At 68.9% G+C, this 19587-nt stretch carries 16 protein-coding genes; 6 read left to right on the plus strand and 10 right to left on the minus strand.

All coding sequences use genetic code 11. The features are described from left to right. The first annotated feature begins 4 nt into the window (after positions 1–4). On the plus strand, positions 5–655 hold the full coding sequence (locus J8I82_RS21680; RefSeq protein ID WP_209760981.1) for a UbiX family flavin prenyltransferase: 651 nt from the start codon (positions 5–7) through the stop codon (positions 653–655). 82 nt (positions 656–737) lie between these two features. Here J8I82_RS21680 and J8I82_RS21685 read toward each other — a convergent pair whose 3' ends face one another. The 3 genes from J8I82_RS21685 to J8I82_RS21695 form a co-directional block, all read right to left on the minus strand. Then, complete coding sequence (locus tag J8I82_RS21685; RefSeq protein WP_029048349.1) at positions 738–932, minus strand: hypothetical protein; 195 nt, start codon at positions 930–932, stop codon at positions 738–740. 138 nt (positions 933–1070) lie between these two features. Further along, complete coding sequence (amaB, locus tag J8I82_RS21690) at positions 1071–2588, minus strand: L-piperidine-6-carboxylate dehydrogenase (RefSeq protein WP_209760982.1); 1518 nt, start codon at positions 2586–2588, stop codon at positions 1071–1073. Further along, positions 2585–3766, minus strand: a complete 1182-nt coding sequence (locus J8I82_RS21695) for a saccharopine dehydrogenase family protein (RefSeq protein WP_209760983.1) — start codon at positions 3764–3766, stop codon at positions 2585–2587. Before J8I82_RS21695 ends, amaB begins: the two co-directional genes overlap by 4 nt. A 127-nt stretch (positions 3767–3893) precedes the next feature. Between J8I82_RS21695 and J8I82_RS21700 the strand changes: the two genes are divergently transcribed. Then, entirely contained in the window at positions 3894–4343 is a 450-nt protein-coding gene (locus J8I82_RS21700) for an Lrp/AsnC family transcriptional regulator (protein ID WP_029048352.1), read from the plus strand. A gap of 43 nt (positions 4344–4386) precedes the next feature. Next, positions 4387–5196, plus strand: coding sequence for a 4-hydroxy-tetrahydrodipicolinate reductase (gene dapB, locus J8I82_RS21705; RefSeq protein WP_209760984.1), 810 nt, complete (start codon positions 4387–4389; stop codon positions 5194–5196). A gap of 30 nt (positions 5197–5226) precedes the next feature. Here dapB and J8I82_RS21710 read toward each other — a convergent pair whose 3' ends face one another. From J8I82_RS21710 to J8I82_RS21725, 4 genes are all read right to left on the minus strand, one after another. Continuing rightward, positions 5227–5970: a hypothetical protein gene (locus J8I82_RS21710; RefSeq protein ID WP_209760985.1), complete on the minus strand. Its 744-nt coding sequence runs from the start codon at positions 5968–5970 to the stop codon at positions 5227–5229. 202 nt (positions 5971–6172) lie between these two features. Beyond that, positions 6173–7669: a chloride channel protein gene (locus J8I82_RS21715; protein WP_209760986.1), complete on the minus strand. Its 1497-nt coding sequence runs from the start codon at positions 7667–7669 to the stop codon at positions 6173–6175. 213 nt (positions 7670–7882) lie between these two features. Continuing rightward, positions 7883–8881 (minus strand): Bug family tripartite tricarboxylate transporter substrate binding protein, encoded by a 999-nt coding sequence (locus J8I82_RS21720; RefSeq protein WP_209760987.1) that lies wholly within the window; start codon positions 8879–8881, stop codon positions 7883–7885. 49 nt (positions 8882–8930) lie between these two features. After that, positions 8931–10424 (minus strand): acyl-CoA synthetase, encoded by a 1494-nt coding sequence (locus J8I82_RS21725; RefSeq protein WP_209760988.1) that lies wholly within the window; start codon positions 10422–10424, stop codon positions 8931–8933. A gap of 129 nt (positions 10425–10553) precedes the next feature. Here J8I82_RS21725 and J8I82_RS21730 point away from each other — a divergent pair, with 129 nt between their 5' ends. The 3 genes from J8I82_RS21730 to J8I82_RS21740 all read left to right on the plus strand — a co-directional run bounded on the left by J8I82_RS21730 (position 10554) and on the right by J8I82_RS21740 (position 13497). Then, complete coding sequence (locus J8I82_RS21730) at positions 10554–11459, plus strand: LysR family transcriptional regulator (RefSeq protein ID WP_209760989.1); 906 nt, start codon at positions 10554–10556, stop codon at positions 11457–11459. A 165-nt stretch (positions 11460–11624) separates the two neighbouring features. Beyond that, complete coding sequence (locus J8I82_RS21735; protein ID WP_209760990.1) at positions 11625–12146, plus strand: winged helix-turn-helix transcriptional regulator; 522 nt, start codon at positions 11625–11627, stop codon at positions 12144–12146. Beyond that, positions 12139–13497 (plus strand): MATE family efflux transporter, encoded by a 1359-nt coding sequence (locus tag J8I82_RS21740; protein ID WP_209760991.1) that lies wholly within the window; start codon positions 12139–12141, stop codon positions 13495–13497. Before J8I82_RS21735 ends, J8I82_RS21740 begins: the two co-directional genes overlap by 8 nt. A gap of 51 nt (positions 13498–13548) precedes the next feature. Here J8I82_RS21740 and J8I82_RS21745 read toward each other — a convergent pair whose 3' ends face one another. Genes J8I82_RS21745 through J8I82_RS21755 form a run of 3 tightly spaced genes read right to left on the minus strand, consistent with a single transcriptional unit; the run spans position 13549 to position 19420 of the window. Beyond that, positions 13549–14991 (minus strand): efflux transporter outer membrane subunit, encoded by a 1443-nt coding sequence (locus tag J8I82_RS21745; protein ID WP_209760992.1) that lies wholly within the window; start codon positions 14989–14991, stop codon positions 13549–13551. Further along, positions 14988–18173, minus strand: a complete 3186-nt coding sequence (locus J8I82_RS21750) for an efflux RND transporter permease subunit (RefSeq protein ID WP_209760993.1) — start codon at positions 18171–18173, stop codon at positions 14988–14990. Before J8I82_RS21750 ends, J8I82_RS21745 begins: the two co-directional genes overlap by 4 nt. Continuing rightward, positions 18170–19420 (minus strand): efflux RND transporter periplasmic adaptor subunit, encoded by a 1251-nt coding sequence (locus J8I82_RS21755; protein ID WP_209761072.1) that lies wholly within the window; start codon positions 19418–19420, stop codon positions 18170–18172. Before J8I82_RS21755 ends, J8I82_RS21750 begins: the two co-directional genes overlap by 4 nt. Positions 19421–19587: the final 167 nt, after the last annotated feature.

A 19587-nucleotide genomic window follows, 5' to 3' on the forward strand; every position in this document is an offset into this window, starting at 1 on the left:
CGCCATGCCCGTGAGCGCTGCCCCGCCGGCCACGGCGGGGACTGTACCGCCGCGGCGGCTGATCGTCGCGATCACGGGCGCCACCGGCGCCATCTACGGCGTACGCCTGCTGCAGGTGCTGCGCGCGGCGCCCGCGGTGGAAACCCACCTGCTGATTTCGCCGGCCGGCGTGATGAACCTGCAGCACGAACTCGACATCGGCCGTGCCGAGGTGGAAGCGCTGGCCAGCGTCGTGCACAACGTGCGGGATATCGGCGCCACCATTGCCAGCGGCTCGTTCCGCGCCCACGCGATGGTGGTGGCGCCCTGCTCCATGCGCACGCTGGCCGCGATCGCGCACGGCCTGTCGGATAACCTGATCACGCGCGCCGCCGACGTCACGCTGAAAGAGCGGCGCAAGCTGGTCCTGATGGTGCGGGAAACGCCGCTGAACCTTGCGCACCTGCGCAACATGACGGCCGTGACTGAAATGGGCGGGATCGTGTTCCCGCCGGTGCCGGGCTTCTACCAGAAGCCGCAAAGCATTGCGGAGCTGGTCGACCATACGGTCGGCCGGGTGCTGGACCTGGTCGACCTGCCCGAGATCGGCCAGACGCTCACGCCCAGCTGGGGCGGGCTCAATGCCCGGCCCGGTGACGCGGCGGGCGGCAACTGAACGCTGCTGCCGGGCTCCCCGCCGTTGCTTCAAGCCTGACTACCTTGCCGCAACCCCCGGCAATCGCGGCCTTTCCGTTGAATTACCAGCGACGATAGCCACGCCCATAGTAGCCGTAGCCGCCGTAGTAATACGGCCGCGGCGCGACCACGACCGGGGCGGGGGCAACATAGACCGGCGCGGGCCCCACGGCAGGGCCGGCGGGGGTGGGATAGACGGCGCAGCCGCCCAGCAGGGTGACCGAGGCCGCCGCGGCAGCCAGTCCAATCGTCAGCAGTTTCATGGTGTTTTCCTAGGGACCTCAGGGCCGGAATCGGGCATGTGCCTGCCCCTGCTGACGTTATACGGGCAAATGACGTAATACGGCGTCAAAGGCATGTAAGGCTTGTTACCGTTCCCTACGCGCCGGCCCCCTTCAGATCTCGAACCGTATCCCCTGTGCCAGCGGCAATGAATCGCCGTAGTTGATGGTGTTGGTCGCCCGGCGCATATACCCCTTCCACGCATCCGATCCCGACTCGCGCCCGCCGCCGGTCGCCTTCTCGCCGCCGAAGGCGCCGCCGATCTCCGCCCCGCTGGTGCCGATGTTCACGTTGGCGATGCCGCAGTCGCTGCCCGCCGACGACAGGAAGCGCTCGGCCTCGCGCATCGACTCGGTGAAGATGCACGACGACAGCCCGTGCGCGGCGGCATTGTTCAGTGCGATCGCCTCGTCGAAGCTGGTGTACGGCATCAGATACAGGATCGGTGCGAAGGTCTCGGTCAGCATGGTGTCGTGCTGCACGTCGGTCATCACCAGCGCTGGCCGCACGTAGCAGGCGTGCGGGAAGCGCGCGGCCAGCAGCCGTTCGCCGCCGGTGACGATACTGCCCTGCGCGCGGCACGCGGCAAGCGCGTTGGCCATGGCGTCGCCCGCGGCGTTGTCGATCAGCGGTCCGATCAGCGTGCCGTCGTCGAGCGGATCGCCGACCGGCAGGCGGTCGAACACCGTGACCAGTCGGCTCGCCATGGTATCCATCAGGTCGGCATGGACGAAGCAGCGGCGCAGCGTGGTGCAACGCTGGCCCGCCGTGCCCGCCGCGGCGAAGGTGATAGCCCGCACCGCCAGCTCGATATCGGCCGAAGGTGCGACGATGGCGGCGTTGTTGCCGCCCAGTTCAAGGATGCTGCGCTTGAATTGCCCGGCGCAAGCGATGCCGACCTCGCGGCCCATGCGGGTCGAGCCGGTCGCGCTGACCAGCCGCACCGCCGCGTGTTGCACCAGGTGGTTGCCGAGCATGCGCCCGCCCGGCAGCACCGCGGTGATGCCGGCATGCTGCGGCGCCGCCGCGGCCAGCACGCGCTCGAGCAGCCCGTGCGCGGCGAGCGCGCACAGCGACGCCTTCTCCGACGGCTTCCACAGCACGCCGTTGCCGCACACCAGCGCCAGCGCCGCGTTCCAGGCCCACACCGCCACCGGGAAATTGAAGGCCGAGATCACACCGCACAGGCCGTACGGATGCCAGGTCTCGCGCATGGCATGCTGCGGGCGCTCCGAGGCGATGGTCAGCCCGTGCAGCTGGCGTGACAGTCCCACGGCGAAATCGCAGATGTCGATCATCTCCTGCACCTCGCCCAGCCCTTCCTGCAGGATCTTGCCGGTTTCCAGCGACACCAGCCTGCCGAGCGCGGGCTTGTGCTCGCGCAGCACCTCGCCGTAGCGGCGCACGATCTCGCCCCGCACCGGTGCCGGCAGCAGCGCCCAGGTGGTCTGCGCCGCGTGCGCGCGAGCGATCAGCGCATCGGCCTGCGCTGGCGTGCAGGCCGGTACATGGCCGATGGCCTCGCCGTCGACCGGCGAGCGCACCGTCACCGCGCCGGCAGGCGTGCCGTCGTGCCATGGCCGCGGCAGCCCGAGCGAATCCCAGCAGGCTGCGAATTCTTGCGCTTTCATACGAGGGTCTCCTGCAGCGGATGCTGCGTGTAGTGGCGGCCGAAGCGGTTCTTGAGGAAGGCGTCGAGCGGCATCGCCTCCTGGCGCACGAAGCCCGCCTGCGGCAGCGCGCCGCTGGCCACCATGTCCAGCGCGGTGCAGATACCCGCCGCGGTGGTCAGCTGGATTGCATTGACGTGCCCGTCCTTGTTGTCGACGCCGCCGATGCGCGCCGAGAACGAAGCCTGCGTCAGCGGCCCGCGCCCGCGTTCGCCGCCGGCCGGGTAGCCGGTGGCGGTGGCGAACACGATCACCACGTCCTGCTCGGTCACCGGGATGGCGCGGTCGAAGATCTCGCGCAGCCAGTCGCGGCGCTCGCGCAGGCGCAGGTCGTTGAGCAGCAGCTTCATCAGCGCGCAGTGGCCGGGGTAGCGGATGGACTTGTAATCGACGTGGCGCGCGCGCCCGGCCAGCGTCTCGGGCAGCGTGCCAAGGCCGCCAGATGTATTAAAGGCTTCGTACTCGATACCGTCCAGCGCAAAGCTTTCCAGGCCTTCCAGCGCCGGCAGCTCGACGCGGCGGCCGTCGACGATGGCTTCGCACGGGTTGCAGTACTCGTTGATCAGTCCCTCGGTGCTCCAGGTCAGGTTGTACTTGAGCGCGTTGCTGGGATAGCGCGGCAGCGCGCCGACCCGCATCTGCAGGTCCAGCAGCTCGCCGCCGCCGCGCAGGAAGCGCCGCGCCAGGTCGTTCCCGACCACGCCGATAAAGCCCGGCGCCAGCCCGCACTGCGGCATCAGCACCGAGCGCGCGTTCTGCGCCAGCTGGCGGATCGCATGGGTGGCGGCCACATCCTCGGTCAGGTCGAAGTAATGCACGCCCAGGCGCGCCGCGACCGAGGCCACGGCCACGGCGGCGTGGAACGGCAGCGCGTTGAGCACCGCGTCGGCGCCGGCCAGCAGTGCGGCGCAGGTGCCCGGTTCGGTGGGATCTCCGGCGCGCGCCAGCACGCCGCGCGGCAGGCCGTCGAGGCGGCGCGCGTCGTGGTCGACCACGCTCACGCGGTAGTCGCCGCTGTCATGCAGCATGGCGGCAATGGTGCGTCCGATCTTGCCCGCGCCCAGCACCGTCACGTGCAGCGGGCGGTTCGCCGTGGGCAGGTCTCGTGGGGCCTGCCGGCCCAGGTTCGAGGGTTGCATGGTGTCTCCGTCCACAAGAAAGGTTGTCCCGTGACTTGGAGTATGGATAGCGGCTGCAACGGAATGAAGGCACAAGAACGACGAAAAACCGCCATAATCGAACGAAAAGACGAACCTGTCCGACGTTATGACCGAACTCGACGTGACCGATCGCCACCTGCTGTCGTTGCTGCAGGCCAATGCCCGCGAAAGCGCCGCGAACCTCGCACGGCAGCTGGGGATCGCTCGCACGACCGTGGTTGCCCGCATCGCGCGGCTGGAGCGCAGCGGCGTGATCGCCGGCTATGGCGTGCGCCTGGGGCAGAAGATGGAAGACAACGTGATCCTGGCCTACTGCGGGCTGTCGGTGCAGCCCAAGGCCGCGCCGGCTATCCTGCGCGCGCTGCAGCGGCTGCCTGAAATCGAAGAGGTCAACTCGGTCAGCGGGCCGGTCGATTACCTGGTGGCGATCCGCTGCGACACGCACGACCGGCTGGACCGGCTGCTGGACGAGATCGGCATGCTCGACGGCGTGAACCACACCACCACCTCGATCGTGCTGGCGCGCAAGCTCGACCGCCGGCGCGCTGCCGGCTGAAGCGGTATGCTCGCAGACCGAACAAGCCAAAGCGGAGAATCCAATGAGCAATCCGATCCGTGTCGCCGTGGGCGGCGTGACCGGCTGGGCCGGCGGTGAACTGGCGCGCGGCGTGGCGCATGCCCCCGATATGGCGCTGGTGGCAGGCCTGTCGCGCGGCGCCGCCGGGCAGCCGCTGGCGCAGGTGACCGGCCATGCCGACACGCCGGGCGTGGCTGCGGCCAGCATCGAAGCGCTGGGGCAGACGCCCTATGACGTCTATGTCGAGTACACCAAGCCGGCCATCGCCAAGCACAACATCCTGCAGGCGCTGGCGCACGGCGCGCACGTGGTGGTGGGCACTTCGGGGCTGACCGACGAGGACTACACCGAGATCGACGCGGCCGCGCGCAAGGCCGAGCGCGGCGTGCTGGCCTGCGGCAATTTCGCCATCACCGTGGTGCTGCTGCAGAAGTTTGCCGAGATGGCGGCGCGCCACCTGGAACACTGGGAGATCATCGACTACGCCAAGGCCGGCAAGGTCGACGTGCCGTCCGGCACGGTGCGCGAGCTGGCGTTCCGGCTCGGCCAGGTCAAGACCGCTGCGCAGGCGGTGCCGGTGGACCAGGTCAACGGCCCGAAGGAAACCCGCGGCGCCACCATGTCGGGCACGCAGGTGCATGCGGTGCGGCTGCCGGGCTACCAGCTCGGCGTGGAGGTGATCTTCGGCGCCGACGGCCAGCGCCTGCACCTCAAGCACGAGGCCGGCGACGGCTCCAAGCCCTATGTCTCCGGCGCGCTGCTGGCGATCCGCAAGGTCCACACCGTGCGCGGCGTGGTGCGGGGGCTGGACAAGGTGATGGAAGGGCTGTGACGGCCGCGGGCCATCACAGCCCCGCCCTGCTTACCAGCTGCCAGGGTTGACCGGCTTGGCAGGCGGCTTGGCGGCCGCCTTTTCTGCCTTTTCAGATTTTTCAGCCTTGCCCTTCGCCGCCGGCGCCGACGCCGGGTTCAGCTTGCCGGCCACCTCGGCATCCTTTTCCGCCATCAGTTCGCGCGCCTGCGGCAGCAGCATCTCGATGGTGCCGGTGGCCGGGTCTTCCGGCATCGCGTACAGCTCAACGGTCAGCGGCCTTTTCATCCATCCGGCATGGATCGTCTTGACGGTCTTGCCGGCCTTGTCGCGCATTTCTTCCTGTTCCTGGCGGAACGGCTTGCCATACAGCGCGTTGATGCTGTCGACGGCGGCCTGCTGCGAATTGGCGCCGGCGGTCGGGATCACCAGGCCGACCAGCGCATTGCGGTCGACAAAGGCCACTACGTGCGGGCCATCCATGAAGCGCGGGCGCTTGTCGCGCGGCACGCCAACCTGGCGCACCAGGCCGTCGCCCTTCAGTTCCACGCAGAACGCGGTCACGTCGCGGCCGTCAGGCGAGCGCTTGTCGGCGCAATCGGGCAGCGCCGGCAGCGGGTTGCCGATCTCGAGCATGCCCAGCAGCGGCGACAGCGCGCTGTCCTCGCCGCTGTTGGCTGCCTTGGCGGCCTTGGATTCTGCAGTCGCGGCGGCGGGCTTGGCAGCGGGGGCGGCAATGGCGCCGGCGGCGCCCAGCAGGCCGGCAAGCGCCAGCCCGGCAACGGGGAATTTCAAAGTCTGACTCCTGGAAAACGGCTCCGGGTTGGAGCGCGCCCCGGCCGGCATGTTCCACGGGCCGGGGAGCGGCGCCGCGCACGCATGGCAGCGGGTCTGCGGCATAAGTGCCGCGCAAGTCACCTGGCAGCCTGCGGATCGGGGCGAGCGCTAGCTTAACCGATCGCCCCGGCGGCTCCTGCACATAGCGCCGCTGAAGACTTCAGGCTGGCGCCTTGCCTGCCAGCGCCTGCGCCTCGCGCCGGAAGCCGTGGCTCACCTGGTGGTAGAACGGGCGCGGCGAGAACTGCCGCGCGATAAACGACGACAGCAGCGACGCCGCCAGCAGGAACACGGTCAGGTCCTGCGTACGCGTCATCTCCATCACGATCACGCTGGCGGTGATCGGCGCCTGCGTGGCCGCGGCCAGGAACGCCGCCATCGACACCAGCGCCAGCACGCGCGGCTCGGCCATGCCGGTGACGAACTGCGCCACGTTCTGGCCGATGCCCGCGCCGATCGCCAGCGCGGGGGTGAAGATCCCGCCCGGGATGCCGGCAAAGTAGGACACCACCGTCGCCACCAGCTTGGCGATGCCGAACCACAGCGTGGCGTGGGACTCGCCATTGATCAGCGCCGCGGCCTGCTCGTAGCCGGTGCCAAAGGTCGCGCCCGAGGTCGCCACGCCGAGCACGGCCACCACCAGCCCGCAGCCGAACGCCACCCACACCGGATGCTGCGTAGCCAGGCCGCCCCAGCGCGCGGGCAGCAGCCCGGAAACGCCGCCGGCCAGCGCCTTGGCAAAGAAGCCGCCCAGCACGCCATTGAGCAGCGCGCACACCAGTACCGGCCCCCACGCATTGCTCAGCACGAGCATCGGCACCTTGACCACGAAATACGGGTTGTTGCCCAGCACCGCCAGCGACAGGAAACCGGCGGTCAGCACGCCCGACAGCACCAGCCGGTCCCAGCGCACCGAGGTGCCGCGCCCCAGTTCCTCGATGGCGAACACGACGCCGGCCAGCGGCGTGTTAAACGCGGCTGCCAGCCCGCCGGCCGCGCCCGCGGCGATCAGCGCATTGGGATGGAAGCCGATGCGGAAGCGCAGTTTCTCCTGGCACCAGCGGCCCCACGCCAGCATACCCGCGGCGCCGACCTGCACTGATGGCCCTTCTCGGCCCACCGACGCGCCGGCCAGCAATGCCAGCGTGGTCAGCAGCACCTTCCACATCGATTGCCGCAATGACACCAGCGCGGCCTGCGCCGGGCCATTCGGCGGCAGCGTGAACGCGGCGATGACCTGCGGGATGCCGCTGCCGCGCGCCTGCGGCGCGAAACGGATCGTCAGCCAGCGCAGCGCGGCCAGCCCGAACGGCAGCATCACGAACGCCAGCCACGGCGTGGCCTGCGTCAGGTGGTGGTTCCAGCGCAGCGCCACCTCGGCGATCCATGCGAACACCAGCGAAAACAGGCCGACGCAGCCGGCGCCGAACATGAACACCGTGTAGCGCAGCGTGGTGCGCGATATGCGGCTCGCCTGGCGCGACTTGCGCGAGGCGGTAACGCGGGCGCGGCGGGTGAGCCTGTTCAGCAGGCGGGGATCGGGATGCGGTGCGGGGTGGTCAGGCTGGGCGCGGGCGTCCGGACGCGGCCCCGGCTCCGTGGACGACGGATCGGTGGTATCGAGATCTTTGGGATCGGTGGGCTCGCGCTCGGGCATGACACAGGGGGCGTTGCTGGGGCATCCGGCGCGGTGACGGTACTGCTCGGCCGGGATCAGCGAGAACTATACGCCCATCGTTGCGACGTGGGCCTGCGTTACCGTTGGTCGGCTCGCGCGAGCCATTGATCAGGCCGCGGCCCGTGGTGAACGCTTCCCTCTCCCGCAGGCGGGAGAGGGAAGCAAACCTTCAGTCAGCGAAACCCAGCGTACTCAATCCAGCGAAATACTATTCGCCTTGATCACCTTCCCCCAGTGCTCACGGTCGGCCTCGATATACCGGTCGATCTCCGCCTGGGTGCGCGGCGGCTGCACGATCAGCCCGAGCGCGCTGAAGGTCGCGCGGAACTGCGGGTCCTTCAGCACGTGCGAAGCGGCTGCCTGCAGCCTGGCGACAGCTTCAGGTGGCGTCTGCGCCGGCACCGCCAGCCCGAACCACGTCGCAGCCTGGAAATTTGGATAGCCGCTCTCGGCCACGGTCGGCACGTTGGGCAGTACCTCCAGCCGGGTGCGGCCGGTGACCGCCAGCGCCTTGAGCTTGCCGGCCTTGATATGCGGCAGCGAGGTGCTGACCACATCGACCATCAGCTGCACGTCGTTGGCCAGCAGCGCGGCCAGCGCCGGCGCGCTGCCGTTGTAGGGCACATGCGTGACGTTGATGCCGAGCTCGGTCTTGAGCATCTCGGTGGCCAGCTGCAGCGCATTGCCCAGCCCCACCGACGCATAGTTGAGCTTGCCGCCGGACGACCTGGCGTAGGCCGCGAAGTCCTTGATGTTGCCGGCCGGCACCTGGGTGTTGGTCACCACCACCAGCGGCGCCTCGGCGCCGATCGTGAAGATCTTGAAGTCCTTGGGCGGATCGTAGGTGATCTTCTTGTACAGCATCGGATTCAGCACCATGCTGCCGTTGGTCGCCAGCACCATGGTGTAGCCGTCGGCGGGCGCACGGGCCACGCTGTTGGTGCCGATCATGGTGGCGGCGCCGGGACGGTTTTCCACCACCACGGTCTGGCCAAGCTGGCGCGACATGCCCTCGGCCAGCGCGCGTCCGAACTGGTCGGTCGAGCCGCCCGGGGTGTACGGCACCACCAGCTTGAGGGGCCGGTCCGGATAGGCGGCCTGCGCGGCGCCGCCCCACAGAGCCAGCGCGCATCCGGCGCCGGCTGCCATCGCGGCGAGCCAGGCCCGCCGTCCTCTCTTGTCCTTGTGCATCGCGTCTCCTCCTGTGGTTATCTCTGTATCGCCGCGCTGCCCGGTAGACTCAGACGCGCCGCTGGCGGCCTTCCCAGTATCGGTCACGCAGCCGGCGCTTGGCGAGCTTGCCGGTCTCGTCGCGCGGCAGCTGCGGCTCGATCACGATGCTGCGCGGCACCTTGAAGCCCGACAGCCGCTGACGCAGCCATTCGATCACCTCGGCCTCGCGGATTTCCACGCCCGGCATCGGCTGCACCATGCCAAGCAGGCGCTCGCCGTACTCGTCGTCGGGGACGCCGAACACCACGCAGTCGGCCACGCCGGGATAGCGCACCAGTTCGTGCTCGATCTCGGCCGGATAGATGTTGACGCCGCCGGAGATCACCATGTCGGAAGCACGGTCGCAGATGAACAGGTAGCCGTCGGCGTCGACGTAGCCCATGTCGCCCAGCGTCACCAGCCCGCCGCGGTCGATCGCGCGGCGCGCCGCGTCGTTGTTGCGGTAGCTGAAGTCGGGATAGGCGGGCTGGCGCACGTAGACCAGGCCGACCTCGCCCGGCGCGCACTCGCGGCCGTCTTCGTCCAGGATGCGCAGCTGCGCGTCGTCGACCGGGCGGCCGGCCGTGCCGGGGCGCGCTGCGGCATCTGCCGGCGTGGCCACGGTAATCATGCCGGCCTCGCTGGAGGCATAGGTCTCGTGGATGATCGGACCGAACCAGTCGAGCATGGCGAGCTTGACCTCCGGTGCGCACGGCGAGCCGGTCGAGGCGACGAAGCGCAACGACGACAGGTCGTACTTCGCGCGCACCTCGGGCGGTAGCTTGAGCAGGCGCACGTACATGATCGGCACCAGGTAGACCACGTCGATGCGGTGCTTTTCGATCAGCGCCAGCACCTGCTCGGCGTCGAAGCGCGGCGTGATCACCAGGCGCTCGGCCATCTGCAGCGCGTTCTGGATAAACGAGCTGGGCGCGCTGTGATACAGCGGCGCCGACATCAGCGCGCGGCAGCCCGGCTCCAGGCCGTAGGTCTGCCGCACCAGCGAGCGCGCGCGCGCCTGCTGCGCTTCGAGCTGGTCCAGTGGCACCGGAGCGCGGATCACGCCCTTGGGCCGGCCGGTGGTGCCGGAGGTGTAGGCCATATGACCTCGCGGCGCCACGCGCGGACCGTCATAGGCTGGCTGCTGCGCCAGCCAGCCTTCGTATTCGGTCGCGCCCTCGGCGCTGCCGCCGACCGAAAGCACCGTCATGCCGGCGGGCACGGCTTCACGCACCGCGCGCAGCAGGTCGGACTGGACCAGCAGCGCCTTGGCGCCGCTGTCGGCCAGCAGGAAGCGCACTTCCTCGGCGGTGAAGTGCCAGTTGATCGGGCAGTAGTAGCAGCCGGCGGTGCGGCACGCGTTGACCACGTCGGCGTAGGCGGGATCGTTGCGCAGCAGCACCGCAACCACGTCGCCTTGCTCAACGCCCAGCCGGCGCAGGCCGCCGGCGAGCTGTGCGCCGCGTGCCACCAGTTCGTCGGCGGTGCGGTGCATGTCTTCAAACCAGAGGTCCGTGGCCATCCGTTGTCTCCCTTTCTCGTTGAGCTGACTGACAGCTTGCCACTGTATCGGTACGGTCATTCATCGACAATCACGCGCGGCGGAATCACAATGTTGCGCCAGACTCGACAATCCCACAGGCAATCCCGGATGGACCTCAACCTGATCCAGGCCTTCGTCGACATCGTCGATGCCGGCAATCTTGCCGAAGCGGGCCGGCGGCGCGGCGTCACGCGCTCGCAGGTCAGCCGCCAGCTGCGCGAGCTGGAGCAACAGGCCGGGGCCCAGCTGCTGCGCCGGACCACGCGCCGGCTTGAACTGACCGAGCCGGGCCACGCGCTGTACCAGCACGGCGTACGCATCCTGCAGGAGGTGACTTCGGCACAGGCGGAAATCGACAGCCTGGGCAAGACCCTGCGCGGCCATGTGCGCGTCAGCGTGCCGACCGGGCTGGGCGATGCCTATATCGCGCCATTGCTGCTGCGCTTTGCCAAAATCCATCCCGGGATCACACTGCGGGTGTTCTTCGCCAACCGCGTGAACGACCTGATCGCGGCCGAGATCGACGTGGCGCTGAAGGTCACCTCGGCACCGCCACTGGACCACGTGGCGCGGGAAATCTGCGATATCCGCTGGCAACTCTATGCATCGCCGGATTACCTCGCGACCACCCCGCCGGTGCGGGTGCCGCCAGACCTGGCCGGGTGCAATTTCCTGTGCCCGCCCTATACGCCGCGCCAGTTCGCGCTGTCGCTATACCGCGAGGGCCAGCGAGTCGACGTGGCGCTGACGCCGACGCTGCAATCCGAGCACTTCCTGTTCCTGGCGCGCGCGGTCAGCGAGGGGCATGGCATTGGCCTGCTGCCGGTCTATATCGGCTGGGAAGCCGTGCAGGCCGGCACGCTGGTGCCTGTGCTGCCGGACTGGCGGCCGGAAGGGCTGGGCGACCGCCTCTACATCATCACTACGCCGAACCTGCATCCGTCGATGGCCACCCGGGCGCTGATCGGGTTCCTGCGGGAAGAGCTGGGCAAGATCGCGGTCTTTGCTGCCTGACGATCGATATGAGGTGCAGCCGGCGCCGCAGTATTGCGACAGTGGCCGATCATCGAACGGAATCGCCTGCGCTCCGCCCCGACGGTGAACGAACTTTCATTCTGCAAGCTATGCTTCAAAATCCTTGCAAATTGAAAGCAAGACACCGACCGAGGCGCTGAGACCATGCCACCAACCCCGACCGATTTCACTTCCATGCCCTGCCCGGTCGCCCGATCCATGGCGGTGCTGGGAGAGCGCTGGGCCATCCTGGTGCTGCGCGAGGCCTTTTACGGCAGCACGCGCTTCGATGAGTTCGAACGCAACCTGGGCATCGCCCCCAATATCCTCAGCGCCCGGCTAAAGACGCTGGTGGCGCACGGCCTGCTCGCCCGCGTCATGCCAGAGGGCGGCAGCCGCCATGTCTACCAGCTGACCGACAAGGGCCGTGACTTCTTCCCGGCGTATGTCGCGCTCAAGGCCTGGGCCGACCGCTGGATGACCGATGAGAAGGGTCCGCTGACGCTGCTGCAGGACCGCCGCACCGGCCAGGAAATCGCCGAGCCCGCGCTGGCACGTGCCGACGGCACGCCGATCACGCTGGACGACGTGCGCGTGCTGCCCGGCCCGGGCGCCGGCCGCTTTCTGCAGCGCCGCTTCGGCGAACCCGACACCATCGGCGAAGGCGCGGAGCACGGACATGAGTGAAACCGGCGCCTTGCCTGCCGGCACCGCCCCGGCCGAGACCGTCCCCGCCACGGAACTCGCCCGCCGCATCGGCCGCCTCGCCGGCCCCACCGCGCTGATTGCGGTGCTGCAGGCCGTGGGCCAGCTGATCGAAACCTGGCTGGCAGCGCGCCAGGGCACCGCCGCGCTGGCGGGTTGGGCGGTGGTGCTGCCGTTTGCGCTGCTGCTGCAGCAGATGTCGGCCGGCGCCATGGGCGGCGGCGTGGTCGCGGCGATCGCGCGGGCGCTGGGTGCCAACAAGCGCGACGATGCCTCGGCGCTGGTGATGCATGCGCTGCTGATCGCGGTCACGGCCGGCCTAGCCTTTGCCGTGGTGCTGGCCGGCTTCCCGCGCGCGGTGCTCGGTGCCGTGGCCGGCGCCACCGCTGCCGAAGCTGCCGCCACCTATGCGATCTGGCTGTTCGGCGCAGGCGCGATCCCGGCGTGGCTGGCCAATACGCTGGCCTCGGTGCTGCGCGGCGGCGGGCGCCATGCGCTGGCGGCGCGCGTGCTGGCGCTGATGTGGGTGGCCTTCCCGGTGCTGGCCTGGCTGCTGGCGGAACCCGCGGGCATGGGGCTGGCCGGCATCGGCGCTGCGCTGGCCGCGGTCTCGTGGGCCGCGGCGCTGGCGATGGCGATCGTGGTCGCGCGCGGCGGCGCCGGCTTCGTGCCGGTGTTGCGGGTGCGGCCGTCGTGGGCATTGTTCTCGCGCATCCTGTCGGTGGGGCTGGTGGCGTGCGCGCTGGCGTCGGTGGCCAACCTGACCACCATCCTGGTCACCGCGCAGCTGCGCCACCATGGCACCGCGGCGGTGGCGGCCTACGGGATCTCGGCGCGGCTGGAGTTCCTGATGATCCCGCTGGCGTTCGGCGTGGGTTCGGCGCTGACGGCGCTGGTCGGACGCGCGGTCGGTGCCGGCGACTGGCATACGGCGCGTCGCACCGCATGGGTCGGCGCCTTCCTCGCGCTGGCGATCGCGGGTACGGCCGGCGCGGCGGTGGGACTGGCGCCGGTGCGCTTTGCCAGCCTGTTCACCAACGATGCAGAAGTCATCGCCATCGCGGCGCGCGCGCTGTCATGGGTGGGGCCCGCGTTCGGCGCCTTCGGGCTGGGGATGGCGCTGTACTTTGCCTCGATGGGCGCCGGGCGCATGCGTTGGCCGGCAGCGGCGGGACTGTGCCGGATCGCGCTGGCGGCGGGCGGCGGCTGGGTGCTGGCGAACGTGTTCGGGATGGGGCTGGACGGGCATTTCCTGGGGGTGGCGCTGGGGATTACGGCGTATGGGGTGGTGACCGCGCTGGGGGTCAGGCAGGGGGAGTGGTCGGCGCGTTGAGGTGCCTTTCGCATACCGCCGGTTTGCTCCCCTCTTCCCCCTGTCGCGGCCTTACCTTGCCAGCACCTTCGCATCGCCCTGCATCCCGGCGTCCCGCACCTCCTGCGGCACCGACGGCCAGCCACCGCCCAGCGACTTGTACAGCGCCGCGGTGCTGGTAAGCACGTCGACCTGCCCCTGGATCGCCGCCAGCTGCGCATCGAACAGCTTCTCGCGCGCATTGGTGACCTCCAGGTAGCTCGAATACCCGCCCTCATACCGGGCAAAAGCCTGGTCGGCATAGATGAACAGGCTCTGTTCCTGCCGGCGCAGGCTGCCCAGCCGCGTGCGGGTCTCGACGCCATTGGCCAGCGCGCTGTTCACATCGGCCAGCGCCGCGAGCACCGTGCCCTGGTAAGCGAACATGGCCTGGCTGCGCTGCGCGGACGCGGTCTGCACCTGCCCGCGGATGGCGCCGCCCTGGAAGATCGGCTGGGTCAGCCCCGCGCCGAACGCCCAGACCCGCGACGCGCTGTCCCACAACGCGCCCGGCGACGCCGCCACCGCGCCGAACAGGCCGCTCAGGTTGACCGCCGGCAGGTAAAGTGCCTGCGCCGCGCCCAGCTGCGCATTGGCGGCGATGGCAGTCTGCTCGGCCTGCAGCACATCGGGCCGGCGCGAGAGCAAGGCGGCCGGCAGGTCCGCGCCGACCGGCGGCGCCTGCAGTTCGTTGATCGGCTTGCCGCGCTCGATCGGGCCCGCAGGCCGGCCCAGCAGCACCGACAGCGCGTTCTCGGTCTGCGCGATGGCAGCACGCAGCGGCGGGATCGAGCCCTCGGCCACGTAGTAGTCATTCTCGGCCTGCGCCAGTTCAAGCTGCGATATCACGCCGCCTTCGTAGCGCTGGCGGAAGATATCCAGCCCGCTCGCACGCGATGCGAGCGTCTGCTGCGCGACGTCGAGCTGCGCGTCGAGCCCGCGCAGCGTGGCATACCCCTGAACCACTGAGGCCGCCAGCGCCAGCACCACGCCGCGGCGCGCGTATTCGGCATTCCACAGGCTGGCCTCGGCCGCCTCGGCCTGCCGGCGGATGCGGCCCCACAGGTCAATCTCCCAGTTGGCGTTGGCCAGCAGCTGGTAGGTATTGCCGGTGCCGCTGCCAAATTGTGTGCTGTTCAGGCTGCCGATGCTTTGACGCGCGGCCGATGCGGACAGATTGAGCTGCGGGAAAAAGCCCGCGCGCGCCACCATCAGCTGGCCCCGGAATTCGTCGATGCGCGCGGCGGCGATGCGGACATCGTAGTTGCCGGCCAGCGCCGCATCCACCAGCGCGTTCAGCACCGGGTCGCTGAACTGGTTCCACCAGTCGCTGTCGGCCGCGATCGCCAGCGCGCCGGTGTCGAGGCGGTACTGCGCCACCTCCGGCGTCTCCGGGCGCTGGTAGTTGGGGCCGATCGCGCAGCCGCCCAGCGTTGCCGCGGCGCAGGCCGCCAGCATCCACACGCGCGGGCTCATAGCGTTTCTCCGGCAGGCGGCGTGGTGGGTGGCGTGGCAGGCGGCCGCGGCGCATCGCCGGCCTTGGGCGCCTTCTTGGACTTGCCTTCGGACATGCGCTCCAGGCCCCAGAAGAACATCGGGATGAAGAACAGCGCGATCACCGTCGCCCCAAGCATGCCGCCGATCACGCCCGTGCCGAGCGACTGCCGGCTGGCTGCCGAGGCGCCGCTGGCGATGGCCAGCGGCACGCAGCCCAGGATAAAGGCCAGCGATGTCATGATGATCGGGCGCAGCCGCAGCTTGGACGCGTGGATGGCGGCATCGTAGGCGCTCAGCCCTTCCTTCTCGCGCATTTCGACCGCGAACTCGAAGATCAGGATCGCGTTCTTCGCCGCCAGCGCGATCAGCACGGTCAGGCCGATCTGGAAGTAGACGTCGTTCTCCATGCCGCGCATCAGGATGCCGAGCAGCGCGCCGAACAGCGCGAACGGCACGGCCAGCAGCACGCCAAGCGGCAGCGACCACTTCTCGTACTGCGCCGCCAGGATCAGGAACACCATCAGCAAGGCAAAGGCGAAGACATAGACAGCGGTGGAACCGGCGGTCTTTTCCTCGTAGGCCTGGCCGCTCCAGGCGTAGGCGTAGCCCTGGCCCAGCACTTCCTGCGCCACCTCCTCCATGGCGCTGATGGCCTGCCCCGAGCTGTAGCCCGGCGCGGCATCGCCCATGACCTTGGCGGCCGGGAAGTTGTTGAAGCGCGTGACGATGTCCGCCCCCGGCACATATTTGGTGGTGGTCACCGCCTTGATCGGCACCATGTCGCCGTTGTGGTTGCGCACGTAGACCTTGTCGAGGTCTTCCGGGCGCGAGCGGAACTCGGGCTCGGCCTGCAGGATGACCTGGAACAGCCGGCTGTTCTTGGGGAACTGGCTCACGTAAAGCGAGCCGAACATGGTCTGCAGCGCCGAATAGACGTTCTCGACCGGCACGCCCTGGGTCTCGGAGCGCTCCCGGTCGACCTCGACCAGGAACTGGCGCGAGCGCGAGTTGATGGTGGAGTTCACGCCGCTCAGCTCCGGCCGTTGCCGGGCCTTGGCGATGAACTCGTGAACCTTCTGCTCCAGCTGCTGGTAAGTCCCGTCCGCCGTGCTCTGCAGCCAGAACTCGAAGCCGCCGGTGGTGCCCAGGCCAGGGATCGAAGGCGGATTCAGCGGGATCACCACGCCGTCCTGGTAGCGCGAGAACTCTTGATGGGCCTTCTGCATCAGTTCGGCCGCGGTCTGGCCGGGCCCGCGGTCATGGAAGCCCTTCAGCGTGACAAACAACGTGCCGGCGTTGGCCTTGTTCTGCGAGTCGATCAGGCTGAAGCCATCCACCGAGGCCACCGACGACACGCCGGGCTGCTTGGCGAACCATGTTTCCGCGCGGCTCGACAAGGACTGGGTGCGGTCCAGGCTCGCTGCGTCCGGCATCACCACCGCGCCGAACAGGTAGCCCTGGTCCTCCACCGGCAGGAACGAGGTCGGGATGCGCATGAACATGACCACGCTGACCGCTACCATGGCCAGGATGATGGCGATCGACATTACCGTGCGCCGGATCACGAGCTGCAGCGACTTGTCATAGCCCGCCACGAGGCGGTCGAACGAGTTGTTGAACCAGGTGAAGAAGCGGTTCTTCTTGTGCTGGCCGGGCTTGAGCAGGATCGCCGCCATCGCCGGCGACAGCGTCAGCGCCACCACGCCGGACAGCACCACCGACACCGCGATGGTGATGGCGAACTGCTTGTAGAGCTGCCCGGTGATGCCCGACAGGAAGGCCACCGGGATGAACACCGCCAGCAGCACCAGCACGATCGCGACCACCGGGCCGCTGACCTCGTCCATGGCCTTCTTGGCCGCCTCCTTGGGCGGCAGGTTGAACTCCGTCATGTTGCGCTCGACGTTCTCGATCACCACGATCGCGTCGTCGACCACGATGCCGATCGCCAGCACCATGCCGAACAAGGTCAGCATGTTCACCGAGAAGCCGAACGCGCTCATGCCGACGAAGGCGCCGATGATCGACACGGGCACGGCCAGGATCGGCACCAGCGTCGCGCGCAGGCTCTGCAGGAACAGGAACACCACCAGGATCACCAGGATCACCGCGTCGCGCAGCGTGTGCACCACCTCGTCGATCGACTCCTGCACGAACTCGGTGGTGTCGAGCGCGACCTCGTACTCCAGCCCGGGCGGGAAGCTCTTTTTCAGCTCCGCCAGCGTGGACCGCACCTGCTTGGCCACGTCCAGCGCATTGGCGCCGGGCTGCTGGTACACGGCCAGCAGCGTGGCGGTCTTGCCGTTGTAGCGGCTGCGCAGCGAGTAATCCTTGGAGCCGAGCTCGGCACGGCCGATGTCCTTCAGGCGCACCAGCGCGGCGTCGCCGGACTGCGCGCGCAGGATCATGTTTTCAAACTCGGCGGGCTCGGTCATGCGGCCCTTGGTGGCGATCGGGAAGGTCTGCTGCACCGGCCCGGTGGTCGGCGACTGGCCGATGCGCCCCGCGGAGAACTGCTGGTTCTGGTTGGCGACCGCGTTCTTGACGTCCTCGGTGGTGATGCCCAGCGACGCCATCCGGTCCGGCCGCAGCCAGATGCGCATGGCGTAGTCCGGACTGCCGAAGATGGACGACTGGTTGGCGCCGGGGATGCGCTTGAGCGCATCCAGCACGTAGATATTGGCGTAGTTGCCGACGAAGGTCTGGTTGTAGCTGTTGTCGGGTGAATAGATGGCAATCACCATCATGAACGCGGACGACCGCTTCTGCACCGAGACGCCCTGCGCCGTCACGGCATCGGGCAGCGTGGGCAGCGCCAGGTTCACGCGGTTCTGCACGTCCACCTGCGCGAGTTCGGGGTCGGTGCCGATCTCGAAATAGGTGGTCAGCGTCAGGTCGCCGGTCGATGAACTGGTCGAGTTCATGTACATCATGCGGTCGGCGCCGTTGACCTGCTGCTCGATCGGCGCGGCCACGTTCTGCGCCACCACCTCGGCGCTGGCGCCGGGGTAGCGGGTCGTGACCGTGATGGACGGGGGCGTGATATCCGGGAACTGGGCGATCGGCAGCTTGGTCAGCGCCACCAGCCCGCCCACCGTGATGATGATAGACAGCACCGATGCGAAGATCGGCCGGTCGATAAAGAAATGGGCAAGCTTCATGGCTTGCCCCCGGTGGTGCCCGCTGCCTGCTGCGTGGCTGCGCCTGATGCCGCCGGAGCAGCCGATGCAGCAGCAGGAGGCCCGGCAGGCGCGGCGTGGACACCGCTGGCCGCGCCATGCGCGGCCAGCTCGGTCGCCGGCACGGCCTTGACCGGCGCGCCCGGCATCAGGCGCAGCAGGCCGCTCACCGCCACGCGGTCACCAGCCTTCAGGCCCGAGCGCACCACCCAGTTGGAGCCGGTCCATTCCCCCACGTCGACCACGCGCTGCTGCGCCTTGTTGTCCGGGCCGATCACCCAGACCGTCTGCCCGCGCGGGCCTTGCACGATGGCTTCCTGCGGCACGGCAATGGCCTGCGTACGCATCGCGCCATGCACCTTGACCCGCACGAACTGCCCCGGCCTCAGCGCGCCCTGTGGATTGGCGACCTCGGCGCGGACCAGATAGGTGCCGGTTTCCTGGCTGAACGAGGCGTCGGCGAAAGCGATCCTGCCGTGGTGCGGGAACTCCGTCCCGTCGGCCAGCACGATGACGATGTCGAAGGCCTCCTGCGCCGGGTACCGGATCGCCCCCGACTTCTCCGACGAACGGATCGACAGCACTTCGTTCTCGGACAGGCTGAAATTGACCCACATCGGATCCAGCTTGGCGACATAGGTCAGCAGGCTGTTGGTGGTATCGATATAGGAGCCCACCTGCCGCTTGGCAAAGCTCGACAGGCCCGCCACCGGCGACTTGATCGTGGTGTAGCTCAGGTTCAGTTTGGCATTGATCACATTGGCGCGCGCCTGCTCCACCGCGGCCGCGGCCTCCTGCTCCTTGCCCGTGGCGTCATCCAGGTCGCGCTGGCTGAGGGCATTGCGCGCCGCCAGCGGGCGCACGCGGTTCAGGTCGGCGCGTGAGGTGTTCAGCCGCGCCTGCTGCTGCGCCAGTTCGGCCTCGGCCGCCTTCAGCGTGGCCTCGAACGGCTTGGGATCCATCAGGAACAGGGTCTCGCCCGCCTTGACCAGGGCGCCTTCCGTATAGACCCGCTTCTCCAGGAAGCCATTGACGCGCGCGCGTATCTCCACCTGCTGCGAACTCTGGGTCTGGCCGACGAATTCATAGATGAGCGGCACGTCGCGCAGCGCCACGGTGATGACGCCTACCTCGGCTGCCGGCGGCGCCACCGCAGCCGGCTTTTCCTTGCCGCAACCCGCCACCAGCAGCAGGGCCAGCAGGCCCGCCGCGCCGCACCCGTTAAGCATTGTCCTCACAAAACCTCCTCCGCCAGCAACCATGGCCGCCCCCGATGCCGGACGCAGCGGCGCCCGCCGCCGATCCTGTGCCTGTTCAGGCAGGTTAAGGCGCGCCCATGGACGCGCCAATTCAATCTTTCTTGTGCCCGTGTTTACTCATTTCGACAGCCGGGACC

The organism is Cupriavidus consociatus, assembly GCF_017814975.1.
Taxonomy (GTDB): domain Bacteria; phylum Pseudomonadota; class Gammaproteobacteria; order Burkholderiales; family Burkholderiaceae; genus Cupriavidus; species Cupriavidus consociatus.